The following is a 21,849-nucleotide window of genomic DNA, read 5'->3' as shown; positions in this document are numbered from 1 at the left end:
TTATCCCCGCATCTTGCTTACCGCATCGGCGTCCAGTGTCTGGAAGCGGCGGTGCAACAGCAGCAGCAATGCCAGGCCGACAGAGACTTCGGCCGCCGCCACTGACAGGATAAAGATGAACATCACCTGCCCGTCGGCCTGCATCCAGTGTGAACCGGCCACCACGAAGGCAAGCCCGGCAGCATTCAGCATGATCTCGATCGACATCAGGATAAAAATCAGGTTGCGCCGCACAAGGATGCCGCTCATTCCCAACACGAAGAGGATTGCGGCGAGCAGCAGGCCATGATGCATGGGAACAGCGGCCGCAACTGTGGTAGCAGCGGACGCAGCAGCCTCAGCCGTCGTCATGACCGCGCTCCATCCGAACGGGATGCTGAATTCGAACCGAAACGTAGCTCGGTGTACCAGCCGAGATGACAGGCCCCGACCAATCCCGCCAGCAGCAGCAGCGATGCCAGCTCGACACCGAGGAGATAGGGTCCGAAGAGCGCGATGCCGACTTCCTTCGAATCGACCACGACCCCGCTGGAGATTGTGGCGCCCCTATATGCGCCCTGCACACCCTGTACATCCTGAACGAGGATATAAATCAGTTCTGCCAGGAGCAATGCCGACAGTATGGAGGGTCCCACCCACATGGCAGGACTCAACCATTCCCGCTCCTTGACCGCGGCGGCTTTGCCGAGGTTGAGCATCATGATCACGAACACGAACAGCACCATGACAGCGCCTGCGTAAATGATGACCTCCAGTGCGGCGACAAACGGCGCCCCCAGCACAAAAAAGACGATCGCCACCGCAAGCAGGGACACGATCAGGTAGAGCAATGCATGTACGGCGCTCGCCCGTGTAACGACCATCAGCGTGGCTGCGATGGCAACCGCTCCGGACAAGTAGAATGTCGCTTCCATAATCTCCTCCTGAATCAGTAATCAAAGGCACGGATCAAGGCAACAGCGAATGCGGGTCCACCGGAGGCGCTTCATTCTCGGCCTCGCCCTTGTTTTTTCCTCCGATTGCGACTCCCGCCACCCGGTAGAAGTTATAGCCGGGGTATTTGCCGGTGCCATCGATCAGCAGGTCCTCTTTTTCATACACCAGGTTTTTCCGGTTGTATTCGCCCATTTCAAAGTCCGGCGTAAGCTGGATCGCGTCGGTAGGACAGGCCTCTTCGCAATATCCGCAAAAAATGCAGCGCGAAAAATTGATGCGGAAGAACTCAGGGTAGCGGCGTTCGTGCTCATCTTCGATGGCCTGAAGCGCGATGCAATCCACTGGGCAGGCTGCCGCGCAGAGGTAGCAGGCGACACAGCGTTCCTGACCATCCGGATCGCGGCTTAGAATGATGCGTCCGCGCCAGCGTGGCGGGATGTTGGGCTTCTCGTCCGGGTATTGAATGGTTACCCGGCGGTGGAACATATGCAGAAAAACGATCCACATTGTCTTCAGAGAATTCCACATGATCTTCTCCCGAAGCTATATGAGCAGTTATGCCGTTGACAATACGACTGCGCCGGTGATCAACAAATTGACAAGCGTGACTGGCAGCATGACTTTCCAGCCGTAGGCCATCAGCTGATCGTAACGGGGGCGTGGCAATGCCGCCCGCAGCAGGACGAAGCAGGCGACGACGATAAAAGTCTTGAGCAGAAACCAGACCAGTGGGGGCAGCAGTGGGCCCAGCCACCCGCCGAAGAATAATGTGACGATCATTGCCGAGATAAGAGTGATACCGACGTATTCGCCAATGAAAAACAGACCGAACTTCATGCTGGAATATTCGGTATGAAAGCCTGCGACCAACTCGTTCTCAGCTTCGGGCAAATCGAAAGGAAGCCTGCGCGTCTCAGCAATGCCTGCTACGGCAAAAGTTGCCAGGCCCAGGATCTGCGGCACACAGAACCAGAGATTTTCCTGCGCGGCAACGATATCGCGCAGGTTGAATGAACCGGCAAGCATGACAACACCCATGAGCGCCAGACCCATGAAAACCTCATAGCTCAACATCTGTGCCGCTGCGCGCAAGCCTCCGAGCAGCGAATATTTGCTGTTGGATGCCCATCCCCCCAGCACGATGCTATAGACGCCAAGCGAAGACAGGGCGAGAAAAAACAATAATCCGATGTTCAGATCGACCACGCCGATGCCTGGCGCGATTGGCACGACGGCAAACGCAAGCAGCGTGGCGACGGCAACGATTGCCGGCGCCAGCACGAACACCGCCCTATCCGCAAAGGGAGGTATCCAGTCCTCCTTGGTAAGAAGCTTGATCGAATCGGCGACGATTTGCAGAACCCCGAACGGCCCTACCCGATTGGGTCCATAGCGATCCTGCCACAGGCCAAGCAGGCGGCGCTCGATCCAGGACAGCATCGCCGAGAAAGCAAACACGACGGCCAGGATCAAAATCAGGTTCGCCCAGATGGCGGCCCATTCATTCATGGCTGAATCCACTATTCATGGCTGAATCCATTCGCGGCTTCTTTCCTCTATCTATCCTTCCATTTGCTTTCCCTTCTCCACCTTTCCCCTTTACACCTTTCCCCTTTGCACCTTCTTGAGCTCGCCCCATGCTGGCAAGGCGACTCCCGCAAGATTACCCATGTCTGCCAGGCCGAGAGGGAGCCCTGCAGTACCGTGCAGCAGCTCAGGCTTGAAGCGCAGCGGCAGCCGGAAAATTTCAGCGGTGGTTATGGCGGCATTCGCCGAGCCATCTGCGGTAACATTCACCTGCGCATCCGCCTGCGCTCTCAAGCACAACTGCACCTCATCCCCGGCAGCCAATCCAAGATCACTTGCATCCTCCGGGTTGAGCGCGAGATAGGGCTGGGCACTGAGCTCGGCGATGCCGGGCGCGAGGATGCTCAACTCCTCCGAACCAAAGATGTGGTGCAACGGCAACAGCAGCCATTCGCCCGGGCGCGGCTCGAAGCCTGCCGGTATATTTTCAAAATAAGCAGCTTTTTTCCTCAGCGTCGGTTCGATCAGGCGCTCGCCTGGATCCCCTCCGGAGAGCTGGCCACCTACTTCGTCCTGGAACTTGTTTAACGACTGTACCGAATTCCAGCCGGGCGCCCAAAACCGGGGAATAAGCGACGGCGGCGGATGACCCGGGTAGCCTTCCATCGAAAATGCCAAGGGTGTATCGGGATCATGCGGCTGTTCGGGTTCGTGGATGTTTACATTGGCGTGCATGGCGGTGCGTCCGCTATAACGATGAGGCTCACGCGGAATCTTCTGTCCGTCCATACGGAAAGCCGCCGGGGGGGCGGCGCGTAAAATGGGTTCCAGAAAGGGAATCGCTGTGGCGCAGGCGGCAGTGACATCGTCCAGGCTTGACCATTGCCCTTCATCCCCGCGGCCCGCAGCCATGATGTCCTGCATCCAGCGCCAGCTTTCCTGGATATCGCCGGGAATATCGCGTGGAGTATCGCTCCTGATATCACCTTCGATCTCACCCTTGGGCACAAATACCTGAAAGAACCGCTGCGCCCGGCCTTCGTTATTCACAAGGGTGCCATCGGCCTCGGCAAAGGTCGCTGCCGGCAGCACCACGTCAGTCTTCGCGCTGGTCGCATGCTCGATATGGTCGATCATCACGATGTGCCGCGCAGCGGCGAGAAGCCGATCAACCATGGCGGCATCTGCCCGCCGATAAAGATCATTTTCGAGAATGATGAGAATATCCGCAGCAACATCGTTCATCGCTTCCAGTGCGGTTTCGAGACTGCCGCCGTCCAGCAGCATGGCGCCAAGGCTGTTACATTCGGGAACTACATAGCAGAGCTCGGCAGGGCGGCCCATGTTGCAAAGCGCCCATGTCACATTGGCCGCTGCCTCAACAACGGCTTTGTCCCCGCAATCCATGCCGGAAATGATCAGTGGACGCCCTGCTGCCTTCAGCTTTTCGGCAATTGCACCTGCCAAGGCCTGTGCCGTCTCGGATAAATCCGGTACCTTCGGCGCGGCCGGATCGAGTGCGTGCGCTATTGCGAGCCCCAGACGGGCTAATTCAGCGGGAGGTCCCCGGAAGGTGCAGGTGGCGATATCATCGATTCGGGTATTCGCCATGGTGGCGATAAACAATGGCCCATGCTCTTCCTGCATCGCCGCACGCACCGCATGATCATTCCAGAGCGGAATATCCATTTTTTTCGCCATCTTTTCCGGCTGCCGGCGCACCGACTGCCGCAGGGCCAGCCCGAGCCGCGGCGCGGTATTCGCCACATCCTCACCCAATACCAGCACCGCATCCGCCAATTCCACTTCATGCAATGACGGGGTGCGGGCAGGGCCTTTTTTTAAAATATCCAGAACGGAAGCAAGCAGGCGGGAATCCCTTTCAGAGATTCCGAGATAAAACTGGTCGCGTCCAACGAGGGTGCGCAACGCAAAATTGGCTTCGAGTGACGCGCGCGGAGAACCGATACCGATTGCCCGGGCCCCGCTCGATAGCATTTCGCCTAGATGCTGAAGTGCATCGCGTTTGCTGGCAAGTTGCAGTGGTTCGGTTCTGTTTTTTCGCAGCAGAGGTTGCCTGATCCGGCGCTCGCTATTGACAAATTCGTAGCCGTAGCGGCCGCGGTCACACAGGAAATAACCATTTACCGCACCATTGAAGCGGTTGCGGATGCGCCGCAACGCGCCGTAACGCTCGCCGGGAATGGTGTTGCAACCCAGCCCGCAGTGCACACACACCGACGGCGCCGTTTGCAAATCCCACTTGCGCGTATAGTGCCGCTTCAGTGTCTTATCAGTAAAAACGCCGGTAGGGCAAACCTCCACCAGGTTCCCACTGAACTCGCTTTCGAGAACGCCATCCTGATGACGGCCGAAGTAGACCTGATTGCGCAGCACCAGCGCATCCAGGTCCCGACCGCCGGCATACTCACGATAAAACCGCGTGCAGCGATAGCATTGAATGCAGCGATTCATCTCGTGGTTGACCAGCGGGCCGAGGTCCTGGTTGTGGAAGGTGCGCTTGCGGCCATGGTAGCGGCGATAGACATGCCCATTCATGACCGTCATATCCTGCAGATGGCATTCGCCGCCCTCGTCACACACCGGACAATCGTGCGGGTGATTCACCATCAGCCATTCCGCCACACTCGCGCGAAATTCCTGGGCTTCGGGATCGTCGATGGAAATCCGGATTCCGTCTTTAGCGGCAGTCATGCACGCCATGACAATCTTGCCGCGCTTGTCTTCCTCGTTCTTGAACTGCTTGATCGCGCACTGGCGGCACGCGCCTACCGAGCCGAGGGCAGGATGCCAGCAGAAATAAGGCAGGTTGAATCCCAGCGAAAGGCATTCCTGCAATAAATTCTCACCATCCTTGGCAGGATAGGGACGATTGTCGATATGGATAGTCGTCATCACATTCGCCTTGCTAATCTCGCTATATTTCCGGTTTCAACTCTCACGTCTGGCTCCAGGGGCAGCATTTCTCATGGATATGGCGCTCGAAATCATCGCGGAAATACTTGAGGCCGCTTTGTAGCGGCTCGGCTGCGCCCGGCGCCAGGGCGCAGAAGGTATGTCCGGGACCCAGGAGGCGCGTATGGGATTCCAGCAGTTCAAGGTCGGAAGCCCGGCCGCGACCCTCCTCCATGTCCTGCAATATCTGTTCGATCCAGGAAAGCCCCGACCAGCATGGGGTGCACCAGCCGCATGACTCCTGGGCGAAAAAATGCTCCAGATTGAGCAGCATCCCAACGGGGCAGGTCTTGTCATCAAGGACAATCATGGTGCCGGTGCCGAGGCGGCTGTCGGCTTTTTTCATCGAATCGAAATCCATCGCCAGGTCGAGGTGCTCGGCAGTAACAAAATCCGTCGAAGCGCCACCCGGCAGCAACCCGCGGAACTGATAGCCGTCACACATGCCGCCCGCATGCTCTTCCAGAATCTCCCGCATGGAAGTGCCCATGGGCAATTCCCATAGCCCAGGATTCTTCACTCTCCCGCTTACCCCGTACAGCTTGGTTCCGCCGTCGTCGCTGCGGCTCAGGCTCTTGAACCATTCGGCGCCCTGGTTCACGATGTGCGGAATGTTGCACAGGGTTTCCACGTTATTGACAATGGTAGGCTTGCCCCACAGACCGCTCACCTGGGGATAGGGAGGCTTGGCGCGTGGATTGGCGCGCTTGCCTTCGAGGGCATTGAGCAGCGCAGTCTCCTCCCCGCACATGTAGCGCCCGGCACTGACATGCAGGTGCATCTCCAGGCTGTATGCCGAGCCCAGGATATTTTTACCCAGGTAGCCGTGGCGATATGCTTCAGCGATTGCCTCCTCCATGCGCCGGGCCGCCAGTTTGTAGGCCCAGCGCAGAAATACGTAAGCTACATCTGCCTGGATCGCATAGGCGCTGACGATAATGCCCTCGATCAACTGATGGGGGTCGCCTTCGAGCAACATGCGATCCTTGAATGTCCCCGGCTCCATCTCGTCGGCATTGCAAACGAGATACTTGGGCCGCGGCGCATCATCGCCCATCGGCACAAAACTCCATTTCTGTGCAGTTGGGAACCCCGCCCCGCCTCGCCCGCGCAGGTTTGATTCCTTCACCGCTGCCTGAACTTCCGCCGGCGACATGCCGAGCGCCTTGCGCAGTGCGGCATAACCGCCGGTCTTCTCGTACTGCGCAAGATCCGGCGGCTCCCTGCCCGGTGAAATGTTATGAGTCAGCGGCGTTTCCATCGGTCGATTTTTCTTCTTCCTGTTGATAACTTGCCAGAATTTCATCGATCCTGGCGGGATCCAGGTCCTGGTAATGCGCATCATCCACCATCATGACAGGAGCATGATCACAGGCGCCCAGGCACACATTCGGCAACAGCGTGAAGCGCCCGTCGGCGGTGGTCTGACCCGGCCTGATACCCAGCCTGTCTCCCAGGTGCTCACGCAGGCGTTCATAGCCCATGATCCAGCAACTGACGCTGTCGCATAGCAAAATGACATGCTTGCCTACCTGCTTGCGGAAAATCATGTTGTAGAAGGTTGCAACGCTCTCCAGTTCAGCCGGCTTCATCTGCAGTGCCTCGGCCACGTCGGCAATCCCCTCGTTCGATACCCAGCCGCGATGCTGCTGCACGATCTTGAGCGCCTCGATGCATACCGCCCGATTATTCGGGTAGTGCCGCGCATGCGCTTCTATTTCTCTCCTCTCCTGTTCACTCAGCATTGTTTCCCCTCGGTATCCCCCTCAGCAATCCACGTCAGCGATCCAGCCGGCGGTCCACGTCAGCGGTCCACGTCGGCCATGACAAAATCGATGCTGCCCAGAATGGCGATCAAATCCGAAATCATCAGCCCACGGCTGATCAAAGGAATCATTTGCAGGTGCGGAAAGGAAGGCGTGCGGATACGCACCCGATAAGCCATGGTATTGCCGTCACTAACCAGGTAATAGCCGTTGTTTCCTTTGGTAGCCTCGATGCCTACAAATGCTTCCCCCGGAGGAATGACAGGCCCCCAGCTCACACCCAGGAAATGATCGATGAGCGTTTCGATGTCATGCAAGGTATGCTTCTTAAGCGGCGGCGTGGTGAGCGGATGATCCGCTTTATGCAAGCCGGCCGGCATGTTTTCCAGGCACTGCTCGATGATGCGCAGGCTCTGGCGGATTTCCTGCACGCGAACGGCACAGCGATCATAGCAATCGCCATGCTGCCCGGTTGGTACATCGAACTCGAACTGGTCGTAGCCCGAATACGGCCGTGCCTTGCGGAAATCCCATTCGAAGCCGCAGGCGCGCAGATTGGGCCCCGTCACGCCCCATTCGATCGCCTCCTCTGTTGAGTAACTGCCGACACCCCGCGTCCGGGCTTTCAGGATACGGTTGCCTACAGCAATCTTGTCGTACTCATCCAATCTTGCAGGCATATAATCCAGGAAATCCCGCACCATCCGATCCCATCCATTGGGCAAGTCCTGAGCTACACCGCCGATGCGATACCAGCTCGGGTGCATTCGCCCCCCACAGATGGCTTCGACGACATCGAACACCCGCTCGCGGTCGGTGAACATGAAAAACACTGGGGAAAGCGCGCCCAGGTCCTGGGTAAAAGTTCCATAGAACACCAGATGGCTTGCAATGCGAAAAAATTCAGCCATCATCACGCGCATCACCTTTACCCGATCAGGCACTTCAATGCCTGCCAGTTTTTCCACGGCCAGCACATAGGGAAGGTTGTTCATGACCCCTCCCAGGTAATCGATGCGGTCGGTGTAGGGAATGTAGGTATGCCAGGATTGGCGCTCACCCATCTTTTCCGCTCCGCGATGGTGAAAGCCAATCTCTGGCACAGCGTCGATGATTTCCTCGCCGTCGAGCTGCAACACAATGCGAAATACGCCATGCACGCTTGGATGGTTCGGCCCCAGGTTGAGGAACATGAAATCGGTGCCGTCGTGTGCGCGGCGCATTCCCCAGTCTTCAGGATGAAAACGCAGCGTTTCCTGCTCAGCCTCCTCCTTCTCCGCGGACAAATGGAACGGTTCCATCTCCGTCGCGCGAGCCGGATGATCCTTGCGCAGGGCGTGACCCTGCCACCAGGGAGGTAACAAAATTCGATGCAGGTGCGGGTGCCCATCGAAGACGATCCCGAACATGTCCCATATCTCACGCTCGTACCAGTTGGCCGCAGGCCAGATATCGGTAATGGTGGGCATGCGAAGATCAGTATCGGTGAGCGCGACCTTGAGGCACATATCCGCATTACGCTCGAACGACAGCAGGTGATAGATGACAGTGAATTGGCTTGCCGGCTGGTCTTCGCGGTGTACGCGTGTACGCTCGTCAATCGCGGTCAGGTCGTACAGCATGCGGTAAGGCCGCTCCGCTTCCAGTTTCAGGTAGTGCAGGACCTCATGCACTCCGTTCCTGGAGACCCATTGCGTGGGAAGGTCATCGCTGGTTTTTTGCACTAAACCCATTGGCCCTCCTGGATCGGCAGTGTCAGGGGGGCCAAAGCGGCTCTTCAGTTCTTCCAGCACCTCTGAAGCGTTCGATGCATGGGGCATATTCGGCATATCCTGCATATACCGCGGTGGGGCAAGGCTGGAGGCTGCGCTCACTTTTGTACCTCGTCGGGACTGCGGAGCGTCGTGGCGCGCATTCGCTCGGACCGCTTAAGATCCCGCTGCGATCCCTCAGCCGGTCGCTCGATCCCCTGCGGACCGATCACCCAACTCAACGGGCGCTTTTCCTTGCCGATTGCGTCCTGAAGCAGATTCAGCCCTTGCATGAATGCGTCGGGCCGAGGCGGGCAACCCGGAACATAAACATCCACGGGAAGGAATCGGTCTACACCCTGCACCACGCTGTAAATGTCATACATTCCACCTGAATTCGCGCATGAACCCATCGAAATAACCCAGCGCGGTTCAAGCATTTGATCGTAAAGCCGCTGAAGCACGGGCGCCATCTTGATAAAAACCGTACCGGAAATAACGATCAGATCGGCCTGGCGAGGAGAGGCGCGGATAACTTCGGAGCCAAACCGGGCAAGGTCATACTTGCTGGTGAAGCTGGTCGCCATTTCCACATAACAACACGACAGCCCAAAGTTGTAAGGCCAGACCGAATTCTTGCGGCCCCAGGCGACAAGGTCTTGCAATCGCGTCAGCAATACGCTGCGGCGCCCGTCTTCCTCAAAACCGTTATCGCGAATTATCGAAGATCCGGACGTTGCTGCCTCAGATGGTTTGTCGGAGGGCTTACTTAGAGACCACCGCATGGTTTGGACTCCTTGAATCTTTGGCAAACTTGCCAGCCGAATGCCTGGCCGGCCCCCAATCCAGCGCACCCAGCCGCCATAAATAAGCGAGGGCCGCTACCAGAATAGATATGAAGATGATCGCCTCGATATAACCAAGCCAACCCAATTCACGAAAAGCAACGGCCCAGGCAAAAAGGAATACGGCTTCCACATCGAAGATCACAAAGAACACGCCGATCAGATAGAATTTGGCGGACAGGCGCAAGCGCGCAAGGCCGACAGTGACAATACCGCTTTCAAATGGCTCGTCCGCAGCCTTCGATCTATGACGCTCGCCAATGACGTACGAAAGCGCCATGATGCCCGCAACCAGCGCGACGACGAGGAAGAAGTATGCAACCAGGGGCCAGATTTCTGTTGCTTGTGTCGCGGAAGCATTCAAGGATTAGGCTCCTTTGGGCTTGGTCCTTTGATTGATTCACCAGACTAACCAGACTAAACAGGGCGGTCCACACAAAAAACTGCGGGCCCAGAGAGGGATGCTTCAAGTGAAAGGCCAGTATTTCCCATCGAGCAGCAGACTTCTGTGCGATAGCCAACACAAAAGTGGTATGCGTAATGTCGTCGTTATCCGGCATGAAACCACGCTTACCAAATTTGCGCGGAAAGTTGCCCATTCATGGGGGAGATGGATAGCGCGGACGCTGGAAGCGTCCATCCAGGTTTATAATTTGAGCCATGCAACGACTCCAGGCCTATAAATTCGAGCTAAAGCCCAACGGCGAACAGCAGCGCATGTTGCGCTGCTTCGTCGGTTCGTGCCGGTTCGTCTATAACAAGGCGCTGGCGTTGCAGAAGAAACGACACGAGCAGGGCGAGAAGAGGCTCGGCTATGCCGGGTTATGCGCGCTGCTGGTTGAATGGAAGGCAGAGGCTGCCACGGCGTGGCTGGCAGAAATCCCTTCCCAAGCCCTGCAACAGACACTCAAGGATCTGGAGCGAGCCTACGCCAACTTCTTTGCCAAGCGTGCCGACTTCCCGCGTTTCAAGAAGAAGGGTCAGAGCGACAGCTTCCGCTATCCGCAAGGGGTGAAGCTCGATCAGGCAAACAGCCGCATCTTCCTGCCAAAGCTGGGCTGGCTGCACTATCGCAACAGCCGAGACGTGTTCGGCACGATGAAGAACGTCACCGTCAGCCAGTCCTGCGGCAAGTGGTACGTTTCGATCCAGACCGGGCGGGAAGTCGAGCAACCGATACCGAAAGGCTGCGCTGTCGGCATCGACATGGGCATCGCCCGCTTCGCCACGCTGTCGGATGGCAGTCACCTTGCGCCGCTCAACAGTTTCAAGCGACACGAAGCCGCGCTGCGCAAAGCGCAGCAGGCCATGAGCCGCAAAACCAGGTTCAGCAACAACTGGAAGAAGGCCAAGGCCAGAGTCCAGAAGATTCATGCCCGCATCGGCAACGCCCGCCGCGACTACTTGCACAAGGCCACGACAGCTATCAGCCAAAACCACGCGATGGTGTGTATCGAGGATTTGCGGGTGCGGAACCTGTCCAGGTCGGCAGCAGGCACAACCGGGAATCCGGGGAGAAATGTTCGTGCCAAGTCTGGCCTGAACAAGTCCATCCTCGATCAGGGCTGGTTTGAATTCCGCCGCCAGCTGGACTACAAGCTGGCGTGGAATGGTGGCTGGCTCATCGCCGTACCACCACAGAACACCAGCCGTACCTGCCCGTGCTGCGGCCATGTGTCCAAAGACAATCGCCAAACGCAAGCGCAATTTCTTTGTGTGGAATGCGGCTTCGAGAAAAACGCCGATGTGGTCGGCGCAATCAACATTTTAAGGGCGGGACACGCCCGGTTCGCCTGTGAAGTGAGCGGTGCAGTAATGCCGCCAGCAGCAGGAACCCACCGAAGCGACCTAGGCATTCGCCTGGGTGCTGTAGGAATCTCCGGCCTTTAGGCCGGGGAGGATGTCAACTGTACGTGAGCCTCATTGCGATCCAACTTCCCACCTTACTCTGCCTGGTTTGATCATTTGAGATTCACCGGGAACGATCAAAACGGCAAAGACCGTGCAGTCAGTTTTTTCGCTGGGCTGCTATTGCTGCTTCTATTACCGGAACGGATGGCTTTGGCCGGCAATGACTCATTTAAAGCGGACTGCGAGAAACTGATGGGTGCCGGCAAGGTGGCGGTTGTGTACACCGATATCACGCCGGCCGAGGACAGTTCGCGCACGGCCAAGGCGCTTCAATCGGTATCAGGAAAGATCAGCGACGCGTATCACAACGTGTACGGACTGACGCATGCCGAACCGGAATTCAGATACGAATTCCGGGCAAGGTGGTGGACAAGCACGGACGGGCGGACGTGCATGGTGCCGGATGTCTCGGTCAAACTGGGATTTGCGGCAATGCGGGTATATCTTGCCAGGGAACTTCAGGACAGCTGCAAAAGAAATATCGTGCGCGAACATGAACTGGAACATGTCTCAGCATGGCGGTCGCATTTTCGTATTGGCGCGAGAATGCTGGAGGAACCGTTGCGCGCGGCATTTTCCCAACCGCGTTATTATGCTTCGCAAAACCAGGCTTGGGCTGACTCAAGGCCCTGGGTGGAGGGGATACTGAAACCTTTGCATCGGCAACTGATGAACGGTGCCGTCGCCGCTCAACGCGCGATCGATTCACCAGTAGCCTACCAGCGCGTAACTCAACGGTTGCACGCGTGTCCGGAAAGGCCAATGGCATACCGTGAATTCTGATGGTTCAGATTTTCCTTAAGCTACTCCTGCTCCTTGCTGCCTCTTGCTGCTTCTTCTTTGCTACCTCTTCTTCATATAAAACGTGAATTCACCCGCTGCTTCCGACAACGACAGCAGCTCATTTCCCGTCTGCTCGGCAAAAACCTGGAAGTCGATTACAGCACCGGGATCCGTGGCCATAATTTTCAATATCTGACCGGATATCATATCCACAAGGGATTTTTTTGTGCGCAATATGGGCAGCGGACAATTCAGCCCGCGCACATCCAGTTCTTTATCACAATTCATACATCTTCTCCTTCATTCCTGGTCCGCTCCCGGTCCACCTTCATCGCATCAAGCGGCACACGGGTAAAGCGGGAACCTGGCAAACGAAGTTCGTTCGCCGATAACAATATTTCTATCAGTTACAAAAATTCTAATTATTCTAATTTCTGTTCGTCAGGTTAATGCCGGGCTATTCGGCATTATCAGCGGCTGAAAAGATGAGATGGAGAAGAACCTGAAGATGGGTTAGCATTGCGTTTTTCACAATCTGCTCTTTCGAATTCAAAAAACAACGGTGGACGATAATACCACTGTCTTCTTTTACCCGAGTATCGATTGCGCTTCATTCGCCAATTACCTCGCCTATCTATTATGCCTGTCAACTTTACACCTGCCCTGCCCGAACAACTCCTGGCCATAAAAGGCGTCACCTTGGGCATAGCGGAAGCCAACATCAGGAAACCGGGGCGCAAGGACCTGCTGGTCATCGTTCTGGATGACAGTGCGACGGTGGCGGGAGTGTTTACACAGAATGATTTTTGCGCAGCGCCGGTCATAGTCGCTCGGGAACATCTTTCGACCCTTGATTCAAATGGTTCTATTCGTGCCCTTGTCATCAATACGGGGTGCGCCAACGCCGGCACCGGCGAAAGGGGCATTGAAGACGCTCGCACGACCTGCGCCGAGACTGCCCGGCTGCTCGGGTGTGCCACCAAACAGGTACTGCCTTTTTCAACCGGCGTGATCATGGAACCCTTGCCGCTCCCGAAAATCGTTACAGGGTTGCCACGGGCAATAAACGATCTTGGAGCCGATACCTGGTTTGCCGCCTCTGAGGCGATCATGACGACCGATATTGTCCCCAAGGCAGCGTCCCGGCAGATTTCCCTCAATGGTACAACCGTGACAATTACCGGAATTGCCAAGGGTTCGGGGATGATTCGTCCGAATATGGCAACGATGCTGGGTTTTATCGCAACCGATGCCGCCGTAAGCGACCCATTGCTGGAACACATGGTCCAGCATGCCGCTGCCAATTCATTCAACTCCATCACCGTGGACGGCGATACTTCCACCAATGACGCATTCATTCTGATGGCCACCGGACGCGCCGCTCACTCACCCATCGTGGATAAGGAGAGTCCGGAGTTTGCGCAATTGCAGGATGCGATAACCGGTGTCGCAGTGGAGCTTGCGCAGGCAATCGTGCGCGACGGCGAAGGCGCGACCAAGTTCATCACAATCCAGGTAGAAAGTGGCAAAACCGTGGCGGAATGCCGCAAGGTTGCTTATGCGATTGCACACTCACCCCTGATCAAAACAGCGTTCTTCGCTTCAGATCCTAATCTCGGGCGAATACTGGCCGCCATCGGCTATGCAGGCATAGAGGGTCTTGACATCAACAAACTGCAACTTTATCTCGACGATGTACTGGTTGCGGAAAATGGGGGGAGAGCCTTCGCTTACGCGGAGAAGGAGGGACAGCGGGTGATGAAACAACCGGAAATTACCGTGCGCGTCGCACTGAATAGAGGACGGGCCGCAGCCACCGTCTGGACCTGCGATCTGTCTTACGATTATGTAAAGATCAACGCGGAGTATCGGAGCTGATACAGTATACGTATGTCGCTGGTCCGCAACACTGCAATCGGTAGAAATATATAAGATATAAGCACCGATGCCCTATCATTCTGCAACAGGACAACCTTGCCGATAACCGGTTTAATCGGTTATCGGCAAGGCCGGAAGTCATCACTGACGAACAGTGCTTTACTCGCCCATGGGCCTCATGTGGGGTAAATCACGGGGAACCGTCTCGCCCGCACCATATTCGCGGTAACGATGCACATCGACGCCGCCATCGCGATCACTGCGGTACTGATCGCCTGATCCACGATACTGGTCGCCTGATCCCCGATATTGGTCGCCGGACCGGGAGCCGTGGCCATGGCCGCGGTATTTTTTCCTCATCGCGCTGGCCTCATCCTTATCGATATACCCATCCCTGTTGGTATCCGCCTTGTCAAACATCTTTTCCGCATGGCGGGCGTGCTCTTCCCTGCTTACCCTGCCATCATTATCGGTGTCCGCCATGGACATCCCACAGCGGCCCTCTCCATACTTCTTGTCACCGTAGGTATCCTTCTTGTCACCGTAGGTATCCTTCTTGTCACCGTAGGTATCCTTCCTATCCGTGTCACCGTAGGTATCCTTCCTGTCGCCATATCCGCCGCCCGTGTCACCATATCCGCTTTTGTCATCATAGTGACTGCCCGCTACCATGAAGCCTTTCTGAAGGGATTGTGCAGCGAAAGGGTTGTCGGCCGCAGAAGCAACGGAAGCAGTACCGAGCGTTGCAGCGAAAGCAGATCCGAGCGCGAGAGAAATGATTGACTTTTTGCTGGGCATATTATTCATAGTGAATTCTCCTGAGTGGTTGCTCAATTTAAAGGAAGTTTCCCGGAAAGCGTACGCTTGCCAATTGCTGAAACCCATCAAAGATTTTTATCTTCTTGGTTTTTACGGTTCGATGGGAACCGGAAACCGGGAATCCGGCACTGTACAACTGCCTGACGTACTGCGCTAAATCATGGCGTTTTTAGCTGAGCGGTTCCGTTCGTTAGCGCACATAAATCATGCGCTTGTCCCAGCTTTCGGTGGCAGATACCGCCCCGGTACTGCCCGAAGCTTACACTGGTCTTTCTCGATGTACCTCCAGCTACCGGGAGCGAGTTCCGTGGCGAGTTCCGTGGTCAGCCCCTGGATTTGTTACAGGTATAATTGAGCAATTTCAGGACTGCTCATGAACGATTGGGACAAGTTATATGATCGGGCGGAAACCCTGCTATCCCGCCTGGAGGGGCTGCTGTACGCTGACGCACCCGATCCGGACTGGAATGCCGCAGCTTTCCGCTGGCGAAAAACAGGACGCACCGGGGCCATCGAACCGGTGCGCTATCCCGATCGCATCACGTTCGAGGCATTGCAGGGCATAGAGCGGCAAAAAAATCTTGTAGACCAGAATACAGGGCAATTCGTGCGGCATCATCCTGCCAATAACGTGCTGCTTACGGGAGCCCGCGGCACGGGCAAGTCGTCGCTGGTAAAAGCAATGCTGAATAAATACGCGGACGACGGATTGCGTCTCATCGAGGTAGAGAAGCACGATCTCATTGATCTGCCTGAAATCGTGGAGAAGATATATCGGCGCCCCGAACGCTTCATTCTCTATTGCGACGACCTGTCGTTTGAATCCGGCGAGCCAGGCTACAAGGCACTGAAAGTGGTTCTCGATGGCTCCATTGCCACTGCGTCCGAGAATGTGCTTGTCTACGCCACCTCCAATCGGCGCCACCTGATGCCCGAATATATGGTGGACAATCAGGACACGCGACATATCGGCGGCGAGATTCACCCGAGTGAAACGGTCGAGGAAAAGACGTCGCTATCGGAACGTTTTGGCTTATGGGTATCTTTTTATCCTTTCGACCAGGAACAGTACCTGGACATTGTGGCGCACTGGCTTGCCTACTTCAGCATAGAGAAAATGGACGACAGCATACGGGAAGAGGCGCTACGCTGGGCTCTGGGACGAGGTTCCCGCAATGGCCGGGTGGCGTGGCAGTTCGCGCGCGACCGGGCAGGTAGAGAGAAAGCTGGGCAGAAAACTGCGGACAAAACAGAGTTTCACCAGGAGCGATAAACCTCTTCATACTCTTCATGCTTCCTGCTCCCTCTATCGTTGAAGTTGTTGCCGCCATCATCACCCGGAGCGACGGTTCCTTTCTTTTAGCCCGCCGGCCAGAAGGGAAGCCCTATGCCGGCTACTGGGAGTTTCCGGGTGGCAAGGTCGATCCGGGCGAGCCACTGCTGCACGCACTCAAGCGCGAACTGCTGGAAGAATTGGGCATACATGTCAAGCATGCGTACCCCTGGATAGTCCGCACATTTACCTACCCTCACGCGACCGTACGGCTTCACTTTTATCGTCTGCTGGAGTGGCATGGCGAGCCTCATCCGTATGAAGACCAGGAGCTGTCGTGGCAGTTTGCGGGCAATGTCTCTGTAGAACCGTTGCTTCCTGCCAATGCACCCGTATTGCGTGCACTTGACCTGCCGCCCGTTTATGGAGTTACGAATGCCGCGGAGTGGGGACCAAAGGTTGCAGCAGCCCGAATCGAACACGCTCTCCAGAAAGGACTGCGGCTGGTGCAGCTACGCGAAAAAGGAATGCAGGGTAAAGCGCTGGATGCCTTTACCCGTGAAGTGACTGCACTGGCTCATCATTACGGCGCCCGCATCCTCGTGAACAGCGGTACGGGTAACGCCAGCCTCTGCCATGAATTCGGCATGGATGGAATCCACTTTACATCGGCTGATCTGATGAATCTTTCGAAGCGACCCGATGTGGAATGGTGCGGAGCCTCCTGCCATAATGCCGAGGAGCTTTTCCGGGCCGGGCAACTGGAAATGGATTTCGCCGTTCTGGCTCCCGTACTGCTGACATCGAGCCATCCTGATTCTCCCCCGCTGGGTTGGCGGAAGTTTGCCAGGCTCATCCACGGCAGCTCCATCCCTGTATATGCGCTGGGTGGACTACGGAGCGAAGATCTCGCCATTGCCTGGGAACATGGCGCCCACGGCATCGCCCTGATGCGCCGCATTGGGTAGAAGGCCTGAAGAAGCTGAACTGCTCCCGCGGGCACGATGATGTTTTTCAGGACGAGGTGCGAAAGGCAGTCGCCTTTAACACCTTGACGACGTGATCGCACCTATTTCTCGCCTTCTGAGGAATTATCTTCCTGTTTTTCCGAATTCTTTTCGGTATCCGGGATACGATAGGATTCCGTAGCCCACTGCCCCAGGTCGATCAGCTTGCAGCGTTCCGAACAAAACGGGCGAAAAGGATTGCTGTTATCCCAGACGATACTCTTGCCGCACTGCGGACAATTGACAACAGGTCGTTTCATACAGGCCTCGTAGTCATCCCATGATATCCAGTTGTTCTGTTATGGCTGGCCGCCTCTTTTCCGCTCCAGTCATCCTTGTAACGGTCCTGCCCCCTCGCATCCATTATCTCGCACAGATCGGCTGAAGCGTCACTTTGCGCCACAGGTTTTCCATAATCAAAACATTATAGTTGCAAGGCTGCCTGTTTGGCCCGCCTGTTTGACCTTTCGAAGGCTTCAAATTTGGGACTATTTCACTTGGAACCATTTCAACCGGCGGAGAGATGCATCGGTAACAAGCCTATCATATCTAATTGATTGTAAATATATAATATTTCATATCCCCTCGCTTTGCCCACTTAAGTTATCTTGCAATCAATATTTATTTTCCAATACGTATCATGGTAAAATGGTTAAGTTTTTTTATAAATTTTTCTGGAAGTCCAAATCGGAAAACGGGACTGCAAATATGGCGGATATTGAAAAAAAAGAAGGTATGAACAGCAGGAGGCGTTTTCTCCTGGCCGCGACTTCTGTTGCCGGCGGGATCGCGACTGTTGCGGTAGCGACTCCCTTCGTAATGAGTATGATGCCCAGCGAACGCGCCAAGGCGGCCGGGGCGCCAGTTGAAGTGGATATCAGCAAGGTCGAGCCGGGCATGCTGCTTCTGGTGGAATGGCGCGGCAAGGTGGTGTGGGTTCTGAACCGCACTCAGGATATGTTGGCCACATTGCCGAAGCTCGACAACCAGGTGGCCGACCCCAAATCTGAAAAGGATCAGCAACCGAAATACGCCCAGAATGAAACCCGTTCGATCAAGCCCGCCATTCTCGTGGTTGAGGGAGTCTGCACCCACCTGGGCTGCTCTCCGGTATTCCGAAAGGACGTTGCGCCCGCAGACCTCGGCCCCGACTGGCTTGGCGGTTTTTTCTGCCCATGCCACGGCTCCAAGTTCGACCTTGCAGGACGTGTGTACAAGGCAGTTCCGGCGCCCACTAACCTGGTTGTCCCACCCCACATGTATTTGAGCGATACGCGCCTGCTGGTCGGGTCTGATAAGGAGTCTGCATAAAATGAGCAAGCGATTGGAGGCAATGATCGGCTGGATCGACGCCCGATTTCCACTGACAGCCAACTGGAGGGCGCATCTCAGCGAATACTACGCGCCGAAGAACTTCAATTTCTGGTACTACTTCGGTTCACTTGCCATGCTCGTGCTGGTGAACCAGCTTCTCACCGGTATTTTCCTCACGATGAACTACAAGCCGGATGCCAGCATGGCATTCGCCTCGGTGGAATATATCATGCGTGACGTGAATTACGGCTGGATTATCCGCTACATGCATTCCACCGGCGCCTCGATGTTCTTCGTGGTCGTCTACCTGCACATGTTCCGCGGGATGATGTATGGCTCCTATCGCAAACCGCGCGAGCTTCTCTGGCTCATCGGCATGGGCATCTTTTTCGTCCTCATGATGCTGGCATTCACCGGCTATATTCTGCCCTGGGGGCAGATGTCATACTGGGGCGCGCAGGTGATCATCAGCATGATCGGCGCGATTCCTGTGATCGGCCAGACGCTGTCGAACTGGATTCTGGGCGACTTCATGCTCTCGGATGCAGCGCTCAACCGCTTCTTTGCCTACCACGTGGTGACCCTGCCCGGCCTACTGGTGGTGCTGGTGGTCGCCCATATTCTGGCGCTGCATGAAGTAGGTTCGAACAATCCGGACGGGATCGAGATCAAGGCCAACAAGGACCCCGTGACGCATATCCCCGTGGACGGCATTCCCTTCCATCCCTATTATTCGGTAAAGGATATTTTCGGCGTCGTCGTGTTCCTGATCGTGTTCACCGGCATCATATTTTTCATGCCGGAAATGGGCGGTTACTTCCTCGAATACAATAATTTCATTCCCGCCAACACGCTGCAGACTCCCGACCACATCGCACCGGTATGGTATTTCACGCCATACTATTCGATGCTGAGGGCAGTTACAGTCAACTTTCTCTGGATAGATGCCAAGCTCTGGGGCATTCTGCTGATGGGTGGCTCCGTCGCGATCTTTGCCCTGTTGCCGTGGCTTGATCGCAGTCCGGTGAAATCCATCCGGTATAAGGGGCCAATTTTCAAGTTCGCCCTTACACTTTTTGTCATCAGCGTCCTTGTGCTTGGCTACCTGGGCACGAAGTCGCCCACACCCCTCTACACGTTGCTCGCGCAGATATTCACGGTAATCTATTTCGCTTTTTTCATTCTCATGCCGTGGTACAGCAAGATCGATAAAACCAAGCCTGAACCGACCAGGGTGAGATAATGAGAAACCTTAAAAGCATCGTATTTGTTTTTTGTCTGGCTCCGCTTGTCGCATTTGCAAGCGAGTCGGCAGTACCGCTTGATACGGCGCCCATCAAGCCGAGGGACATGGCTTCCCTGCAGCGGGGTGCAAAGACTTTTGTCAATTATTGCCTGTCCTGCCACAGTGCCGATTTCATGCGTTATAACCGCCTGCGCGATCTCGGCCTTACCGAGTCGCAGATCAGTGAAAATCTCATATTCACAGGTCAGAAAGTGGGCGATCTCATGACAGTGGCGATGCCAAAGAAGGAAGCAAAACAATGGTTCGGAGTAGCTCCGCCTGATCTCTCCGTCATTGCCCGCTCACGCGGTTCTGACTGGCTTTATACCTACCTGCGGAAATTTTATCGAGATGACAGCACTGCAACTGGCTGGAATAACCTTGTATTCGACAAGGCCGCCATGCCTCATGTGCTGTACGAGTTGCAGGGAGAGCAAATCCTCGACGTAAAATCAGAGGATGACGGCCACGGAGGTGCGCACGAAATAAAGGAATTGAAACTCGCGAAACCGGGGTCGCTTTCCAGGACGGAATACGACGCATACGTTGCCGATCTGGTGAATTTCCTGGTTTACCTGGGTGAGCCTGCGGCCAATAAGCGCGTGCAGATCGGAATCATCGTGATGCTCTTCCTGTTCCTCATGCTGGTACTGACTTACGCCCTCAAGAAGGAATACTGGAAGGACGTTCATTGAGATTGATCATTATCCGGAAAGCCGCCGATTTGATATCGTTGGGAAATAATTGGTCATGATGACCTTGTACTCAGCCACTACCTGCCCGTACAGCCATCGCTGCCGGATCGTGCTGTACGAAAAAGGTATGGATTTTCAGATCATCGATGTCGATCTGCACAACAGGCCTGAAGATCTGGCAGTGATGAGCCCTTATGGTCGCGTGCCCGTCCTGGTAGAGCGCGACCTCGTCCTGTACGAGTCCAATATCATCAACGAGTATATTGACGACCGCTTCCCTCACCCGCAACTGATGCCCGCAGACCCCGTGATGCGCGCACGGGCGCGCCTGTTTCTGCACCGCTTTGAACAGGAACTTTTCTGTCATCTCGAAGCAGTAGAGAACGGCAACCCGAAAGCAGCGGAAAAAGCTCGCGCAACGATTCGCGACAACCTGACGCTGATCGCTCCTGTCTTTGCCAAACAGAAACATATGCTGGGGGACGAATTTTCCATGCTCGATGTCGCCATTGCACCACTGCTGTGGCGGCTCGATTATTATGGCATTCAGCTACCCAAGCAAGCTGCGCCCCTGCTGAAATTTGCCGAGCGCCTGTTCAGCAGACCGGCATTCATCGATGCGCTCACAGCCTCTGAAAAGGCTATGCGCAAATGAGAGAGCTTTCCACCAAGCCTTATCTGATTCGCGCCATTTATGAATGGTGCTCGGACTGCGGCTATACGCCCTACATCTCGGTTAAAGTGGATGACAACACCCGCGTACCGGACGAACATATAAAGAATGGCGAGATTATTCTCAACATCAGCCACGACGCTGCGCACCACCTTACGCTTGGAAATGAAGTGATACAGTTCTCGGCGCGGTTTGCCGGTGTCTCGCGTGAAATCTCCATCCCCGTGACGGCAGTCCAGGGAATATTCGCCAAAGAAACTGCACGCGGCATGATTTTTCCACCCGAAGTGGAATCAGATACCTCGCAGGATGAGGCTGCCGGAAAAGAACCCGATGAGCCCCAACCCTCATCGCACCGGCCGCCTGTCAGGGCAACCAAGAATCGCCGGCTTCAGGTAGTCAAGTAAGTT

The 21,849-nt window shown here is 55.7% G+C and carries 22 protein-coding genes and 1 pseudogene; 10 read left to right on the top strand and 13 right to left on the bottom strand.

The genetic code is table 11. The features are described 5' to 3' along the window. The 10 genes and pseudogenes from nuoK to ACZ5BW_RS05310 form a co-directional block, all read right to left on the bottom strand. Positions 1-351 (bottom strand): NADH-quinone oxidoreductase subunit NuoK, encoded by a 351-nt coding sequence (gene nuoK, locus ACZ5BW_RS05355; protein WP_464543231.1) that lies wholly within the window; start codon positions 349-351, stop codon positions 1-3. Continuing rightward, positions 348-914 carry an NADH-quinone oxidoreductase subunit J gene (nuoJ, locus tag ACZ5BW_RS05350; protein WP_464543228.1) on the bottom strand — a complete coding sequence of 189 codons (567 nt, stop codon included), beginning with the start codon at positions 912-914 and terminating at the stop codon, positions 348-350. The genes nuoK and nuoJ overlap by 4 nt, the downstream gene beginning before the upstream one ends. A 34-nt stretch (positions 915-948) precedes the next feature. Further along, positions 949-1,464: an NADH-quinone oxidoreductase subunit NuoI gene (nuoI, locus tag ACZ5BW_RS05345; protein ID WP_464543224.1), complete on the bottom strand. Its 516-nt coding sequence runs from the start codon at positions 1,462-1,464 to the stop codon at positions 949-951. A gap of 27 nt (positions 1,465-1,491) precedes the next feature. Further along, entirely contained in the window at positions 1,492-2,445 is a 954-nt protein-coding gene (gene nuoH / locus ACZ5BW_RS05340; RefSeq protein WP_464543221.1) for an NADH-quinone oxidoreductase subunit NuoH, read from the bottom strand. A 90-nt stretch (positions 2,446-2,535) separates the two neighbouring features. Beyond that, positions 2,536-5,379 carry an NADH-quinone oxidoreductase subunit NuoG gene (gene nuoG / locus ACZ5BW_RS05335; protein ID WP_464543219.1) on the bottom strand — a complete coding sequence of 948 codons (2,844 nt, stop codon included), beginning with the start codon at positions 5,377-5,379 and terminating at the stop codon, positions 2,536-2,538. A gap of 43 nt (positions 5,380-5,422) precedes the next feature. Beyond that, positions 5,423-6,745 carry an NADH-quinone oxidoreductase subunit NuoF gene (gene nuoF / locus ACZ5BW_RS05330; RefSeq protein WP_464543217.1) on the bottom strand — a complete coding sequence of 441 codons (1,323 nt, stop codon included), beginning with the start codon at positions 6,743-6,745 and terminating at the stop codon, positions 5,423-5,425. Then, positions 6,678-7,184, bottom strand: a complete 507-nt coding sequence (nuoE, locus tag ACZ5BW_RS05325; protein WP_464543213.1) for an NADH-quinone oxidoreductase subunit NuoE — start codon at positions 7,182-7,184, stop codon at positions 6,678-6,680. The genes nuoF and nuoE overlap by 68 nt, the downstream gene beginning before the upstream one ends. A gap of 59 nt (positions 7,185-7,243) precedes the next feature. Continuing rightward, a complete protein-coding gene (gene nuoC / locus ACZ5BW_RS05320; RefSeq protein WP_464543210.1) occupies positions 7,244-9,025 on the bottom strand; it encodes an NADH-quinone oxidoreductase subunit C/D in 1,782 nt (593 codons plus the stop codon). Positions 9,026-9,216: 191 nt separating this feature from the next. Further along, a pseudogene (locus tag ACZ5BW_RS05315) lies at positions 9,217-9,675 on the bottom strand (NuoB/complex I 20 kDa subunit family protein); the annotation flags it as partial. A gap of 46 nt (positions 9,676-9,721) precedes the next feature. Then, positions 9,722-10,165 carry an NADH-quinone oxidoreductase subunit A gene (locus ACZ5BW_RS05310; RefSeq protein WP_464543208.1) on the bottom strand — a complete coding sequence of 148 codons (444 nt, stop codon included), beginning with the start codon at positions 10,163-10,165 and terminating at the stop codon, positions 9,722-9,724. Between the two features lie 296 nt (positions 10,166-10,461). Here ACZ5BW_RS05310 and ACZ5BW_RS05305 point away from each other — a divergent pair, with 296 nt between their 5' ends. Then, the gene (locus ACZ5BW_RS05305; RefSeq protein ID WP_464543206.1) at positions 10,462-11,691 is read left to right on the top strand and encodes an RNA-guided endonuclease InsQ/TnpB family protein; all 1,230 of its coding nucleotides are present in this window, start codon (positions 10,462-10,464) and stop codon (positions 11,689-11,691) included. A 75-nt stretch (positions 11,692-11,766) separates the two neighbouring features. After that, positions 11,767-12,495, top strand: coding sequence for a hypothetical protein (locus ACZ5BW_RS05300; protein ID WP_464574196.1), 729 nt, complete (start codon positions 11,767-11,769; stop codon positions 12,493-12,495). 60 nt (positions 12,496-12,555) lie between these two features. Here ACZ5BW_RS05300 and ACZ5BW_RS05295 read toward each other — a convergent pair whose 3' ends face one another. Next, positions 12,556-12,783, bottom strand: coding sequence for a sulfurtransferase TusA family protein (locus tag ACZ5BW_RS05295; protein WP_464543200.1), 228 nt, complete (start codon positions 12,781-12,783; stop codon positions 12,556-12,558). 351 nt (positions 12,784-13,134) lie between these two features. Here ACZ5BW_RS05295 and argJ point away from each other — a divergent pair, with 351 nt between their 5' ends. After that, positions 13,135-14,373 (top strand): bifunctional glutamate N-acetyltransferase/amino-acid acetyltransferase ArgJ, encoded by a 1,239-nt coding sequence (argJ, locus tag ACZ5BW_RS05290; protein WP_464543198.1) that lies wholly within the window; start codon positions 13,135-13,137, stop codon positions 14,371-14,373. Positions 14,374-14,532: 159 nt separating this feature from the next. Here argJ and ACZ5BW_RS05285 read toward each other — a convergent pair whose 3' ends face one another. Continuing rightward, positions 14,533-15,180, bottom strand: a complete 648-nt coding sequence (locus ACZ5BW_RS05285) for an EF-hand domain-containing protein (protein ID WP_464543196.1) — start codon at positions 15,178-15,180, stop codon at positions 14,533-14,535. Between the two features lie 385 nt (positions 15,181-15,565). Between ACZ5BW_RS05285 and ACZ5BW_RS05280 the strand changes: the two genes are divergently transcribed. Together ACZ5BW_RS05280 and ACZ5BW_RS05275 are read left to right on the top strand one after the other, a co-directional pair. Then, positions 15,566-16,465, top strand: a complete 900-nt coding sequence (locus ACZ5BW_RS05280; RefSeq protein ID WP_464543194.1) for an ATP-binding protein — start codon at positions 15,566-15,568, stop codon at positions 16,463-16,465. Between the two features lie 17 nt (positions 16,466-16,482). Beyond that, on the top strand, positions 16,483-17,433 hold the full coding sequence (locus tag ACZ5BW_RS05275; RefSeq protein ID WP_464543192.1) for a Nudix family hydrolase: 951 nt from the start codon (positions 16,483-16,485) through the stop codon (positions 17,431-17,433). Between the two features lie 101 nt (positions 17,434-17,534). Here ACZ5BW_RS05275 and yacG read toward each other — a convergent pair whose 3' ends face one another. Then, on the bottom strand, positions 17,535-17,732 hold the full coding sequence (gene yacG / locus ACZ5BW_RS05270) for a DNA gyrase inhibitor YacG (protein ID WP_464543191.1): 198 nt from the start codon (positions 17,730-17,732) through the stop codon (positions 17,535-17,537). Between the two features lie 448 nt (positions 17,733-18,180). Between yacG and petA the strand changes: the two genes are divergently transcribed. From petA to ACZ5BW_RS05245, 5 genes are read left to right on the top strand one after another with little or no spacing between them, the layout of a single operon-like run. Continuing rightward, the gene (petA, locus tag ACZ5BW_RS05265; protein WP_074773534.1) at positions 18,181-18,783 is read left to right on the top strand and encodes a ubiquinol-cytochrome c reductase iron-sulfur subunit; all 603 of its coding nucleotides are present in this window, start codon (positions 18,181-18,183) and stop codon (positions 18,781-18,783) included. A gap of 1 nt (position 18,784) precedes the next feature. Then, positions 18,785-20,029, top strand: a complete 1,245-nt coding sequence (locus ACZ5BW_RS05260; protein WP_464543190.1) for a cytochrome b — start codon at positions 18,785-18,787, stop codon at positions 20,027-20,029. After that, a complete protein-coding gene (locus tag ACZ5BW_RS05255; protein WP_464543189.1) occupies positions 20,029-20,766 on the top strand; it encodes a cytochrome c1 in 738 nt (245 codons plus the stop codon). The genes ACZ5BW_RS05260 and ACZ5BW_RS05255 overlap by 1 nt, the downstream gene beginning before the upstream one ends. Before the next feature lie 55 nt (positions 20,767-20,821). Next, positions 20,822-21,421 (top strand): glutathione S-transferase N-terminal domain-containing protein, encoded by a 600-nt coding sequence (locus tag ACZ5BW_RS05250; RefSeq protein WP_464543188.1) that lies wholly within the window; start codon positions 20,822-20,824, stop codon positions 21,419-21,421. Then, positions 21,418-21,846: a ClpXP protease specificity-enhancing factor gene (locus ACZ5BW_RS05245; protein WP_464543187.1), complete on the top strand. Its 429-nt coding sequence runs from the start codon at positions 21,418-21,420 to the stop codon at positions 21,844-21,846. The genes ACZ5BW_RS05250 and ACZ5BW_RS05245 overlap by 4 nt, the downstream gene beginning before the upstream one ends. Positions 21,847-21,849 lie beyond the last annotated feature (3 nt).

It is taken from the genome of Nitrosospira sp. TNL300, from assembly GCF_055385915.1.
Note: the sequence above shows the minus strand (reverse complement) of the source record. Positions and strands in the feature narration are given on the sequence as shown.

Bases quoted from the DNA above. Each gene is read 5' to 3' on its own strand.
- nuoK (WP_464543231.1), bottom strand. From the start codon at position 351: ATGACGACGGCTGAGGCTGCTGCGTCCGCTGCTACCACAGTTGCGGCC.
- nuoJ (WP_464543228.1), bottom strand. From the start codon at position 914: ATGGAAGCGACATTCTACTTGTCCGGAGCGGTTGCCATCGCAGCCACG.
- nuoI (WP_464543224.1), bottom strand. From the start codon at position 1,464: ATGTGGAATTCTCTGAAGACAATGTGGATCGTTTTTCTGCATATGTTC.
- nuoH (WP_464543221.1), bottom strand. From the start codon at position 2,445: ATGAATGAATGGGCCGCCATCTGGGCGAACCTGATTTTGATCCTGGCC.
- nuoG (WP_464543219.1), bottom strand. From the start codon at position 5,379: ATGACGACTATCCATATCGACAATCGTCCCTATCCTGCCAAGGATGGT.
- nuoF (WP_464543217.1), bottom strand. From the start codon at position 6,745: ATGAAATTCTGGCAAGTTATCAACAGGAAGAAGAAAAATCGACCGATG.
- nuoE (WP_464543213.1), bottom strand. From the start codon at position 7,184: ATGCTGAGTGAACAGGAGAGGAGAGAAATAGAAGCGCATGCGCGGCAC.
- nuoC (WP_464543210.1), bottom strand. From the start codon at position 9,025: ATGCCCCATGCATCGAACGCTTCAGAGGTGCTGGAAGAACTGAAGAGC.
- ACZ5BW_RS05305 (WP_464543206.1), top strand. From the start codon at position 10,462: ATGCAACGACTCCAGGCCTATAAATTCGAGCTAAAGCCCAACGGCGAA.
- ACZ5BW_RS05295 (WP_464543200.1), bottom strand. From the start codon at position 12,783: ATGAATTGTGATAAAGAACTGGATGTGCGCGGGCTGAATTGTCCGCTG.
- argJ (WP_464543198.1), top strand. From the start codon at position 13,135: ATGCCTGTCAACTTTACACCTGCCCTGCCCGAACAACTCCTGGCCATA.
- ACZ5BW_RS05285 (WP_464543196.1), bottom strand. From the start codon at position 15,180: ATGAATAATATGCCCAGCAAAAAGTCAATCATTTCTCTCGCGCTCGGA.
- ACZ5BW_RS05280 (WP_464543194.1), top strand. From the start codon at position 15,566: ATGAACGATTGGGACAAGTTATATGATCGGGCGGAAACCCTGCTATCC.
- ACZ5BW_RS05275 (WP_464543192.1), top strand. From the start codon at position 16,483: ATGCTTCCTGCTCCCTCTATCGTTGAAGTTGTTGCCGCCATCATCACC.
- yacG (WP_464543191.1), bottom strand. From the start codon at position 17,732: ATGAAACGACCTGTTGTCAATTGTCCGCAGTGCGGCAAGAGTATCGTC.
- petA (WP_074773534.1), top strand. From the start codon at position 18,181: ATGGCGGATATTGAAAAAAAAGAAGGTATGAACAGCAGGAGGCGTTTT.
- ACZ5BW_RS05260 (WP_464543190.1), top strand. From the start codon at position 18,785: ATGAGCAAGCGATTGGAGGCAATGATCGGCTGGATCGACGCCCGATTT.
- ACZ5BW_RS05255 (WP_464543189.1), top strand. From the start codon at position 20,029: ATGAGAAACCTTAAAAGCATCGTATTTGTTTTTTGTCTGGCTCCGCTT.
- ACZ5BW_RS05250 (WP_464543188.1), top strand. From the start codon at position 20,822: ATGATGACCTTGTACTCAGCCACTACCTGCCCGTACAGCCATCGCTGC.
- ACZ5BW_RS05245 (WP_464543187.1), top strand. From the start codon at position 21,418: ATGAGAGAGCTTTCCACCAAGCCTTATCTGATTCGCGCCATTTATGAA.